2 protein-coding genes are annotated in these 2,100 nt (G+C 44.4%); both read right to left on the bottom strand.

Features of this window, described 5'->3' with window-relative positions:
• Positions 1–452: 452 nt before the first annotated feature.
• Positions 453–1,853 (bottom strand): sugar porter family MFS transporter, encoded by a 1,401-nt coding sequence (locus VB732_RS20650; RefSeq protein ID WP_323232776.1) that lies wholly within the window; start codon positions 1,851–1,853, stop codon positions 453–455.
• A gap of 3 nt (positions 1,854–1,856) precedes the next feature.
• Positions 1,857–2,100: hypothetical protein (locus tag VB732_RS20645; RefSeq protein ID WP_323232775.1), on the bottom strand; the 244-nt coding region annotated here is incomplete at its 5' end.

Here is a 2,100-nt window from a genome sequence, read left to right as displayed (position 1 = left end):
CGCAAGGCTTTTGGGATTGCTTCTCTTCGTTTGCAATGACAATTATTTAACCGGACATGATATAAGGGAATCAGTATTTTTTTAGTATTTTGCGAATTACTTTTGTGTCTTTTTATGAAGCACAGAATATTAAACAAACCGCCAAGTACGCCAAGAGCGCCAAGAATAAAGAGTTACTTATTTAGTGCAGCTTCACATTAAATTGGTATTACCAAATAAACCATAACAACAAAGAGCCGTATTGAGGTTTTCTATCTTTTTACTGATTGACTGAAGCGAAAAGTTGTATTTATTTGTTGTTTGTTCCAGATAAAGTTTGTATAATCAGGGTGGGCAAGATGCCCACCCTACAAGATTAATAGCAATTCTATCTGGTTTGACAAGTCTGAGATATAGCTTTTCACGATTTCAGAATGACGAATTAAGCTTCAGAGGTATTAGGTGGATTCAAATTACATATCTTCTAACTCAATTCCTTTGGTTTCTTTAATAAAAAAGAGAATGAAAAAGAATGAGCTAGCCGCCGCAATTGTATAAAGTCCATAGGCAGAACCTAGACCGAAATATTGCAGTATGGGAGGGAATGTTGTGGAAATAACGAAATTCGCAACCCATTGGATTGCAGCAGCAACTGAAAGTGCAGCCGCTCTAATTTTGTTATTAAACATTTCTCCTAACAACACCCAAACGACTGGCCCCCAGGAGAAACCGAAGCAAAATACATAGAGATTGGCTGCAATCAGAGCCACAGTCCCAGCGTTTCCGACGAGGGTGGGGTTTCCAGCAGGATCTAGGGGAGCGTTGCCAAAAATATAAGCCATCGTTCCCAAGGTTATGGTCATGCCAATTGACCCTACTATCAGCAAAGGCTTACGACCAAATTTATCCACGAAGGCGATCGCAATTAATGTTGTAATAATGTTGACAGCACCTGTAATCACCGTGATTGTTAAGGAACTTTGTTCGGAAAATCCGACAGCCCGCCATAAAACGCTGCTGTAGTAGAAGATTACATTAATACCAACGAATTGCTGGAATACAGATAAGCCGATTCCTATCCAAACAATGCGAAGGAGTCCGCCATGTCTGCTTAAGAGGTCAGAAAATTTAGGTTCGCGTTCTCGAAGCACTGTCTGGCGAATTTCTTCGATTTTTGCCAGCACATCGCCCCCCAAAATCTTGGTCAAAACGTTAGCAGCTTCTGGTTCCCGTCCTTGAGCAACTAAGTACCGGGGAGATTCAGGAATCATCAAAGCTGACATTCCATACAGCACGGCGGGAGGAATTTCTGTCCAAAACATCCAGCGCCAAGCAGCTATACCAAACAAAAACGGTGCTTCAGCCGAACCTGCTGATACGGCAATAAAGTAGTCGCATAGGAGTGCAATAAAAATTCCAACTACGATCGCTAATTGTTGCAGAGATCCTAATCTTCCTCGCAAATGGCTGGGAGAACATTCGGCGATATAAGCTGGCGCGATGACACTAGCAGTACCAACTGCAACCCCACCCAATAACCGCCAAAAGATAAAATCCCAGATTCCGAAAGCAATCCCGGAGCCAATGGCACTGATGGTAAACAAGATCGAAGCTGCTACCATTGCCTTAACTCGACCATAACGGTCTGCAATTTTCCCTGCATAGAAGGCTCCTATGGCAGACCCTAACAATGCCAGTGATACCGCAAAGCCCGTTAGTACACTGTTGGCGTTAAAGGCTTTGGCAAGAGCGCCAACTGCACCGTTAATCACAGCAGTGTCAAAACCGAACAGAAAGCCGCCGAGGGCAGCAGCGCCAGCAATCAAAATGACGTAAAACGTGTTGGATTTGCGACGAGTAGTAGTGGAGGTCATGGTTTATATGTTGGGAATTGGGAATTGGGGAATTGGGAATTGGGAATTGGGAATTGGGAATTGAGAATTGGGAATGGGGAATTGGGAATGGGGAATGGGGAATGGGGAATTGAGAATTGGGAATGGGGAATGGGGAATGGGGAATTGGGAATTGAGAATTGGGAATTGGGAATGGGGAATTGGTATTTTTCTCCCTGCTCCCTGCTCCCTGCCCCCTGCCCCCTGCCCCCTGCCCCCTGCCCCCTGC

It is taken from the genome of Nostoc sp. UHCC 0252, assembly GCF_034931145.1.
Lineage (GTDB): Bacteria > Cyanobacteriota > Cyanobacteriia > Cyanobacteriales > Nostocaceae > Nostoc.
This window is presented reverse-complemented; position numbering and strand designations above follow the sequence as displayed.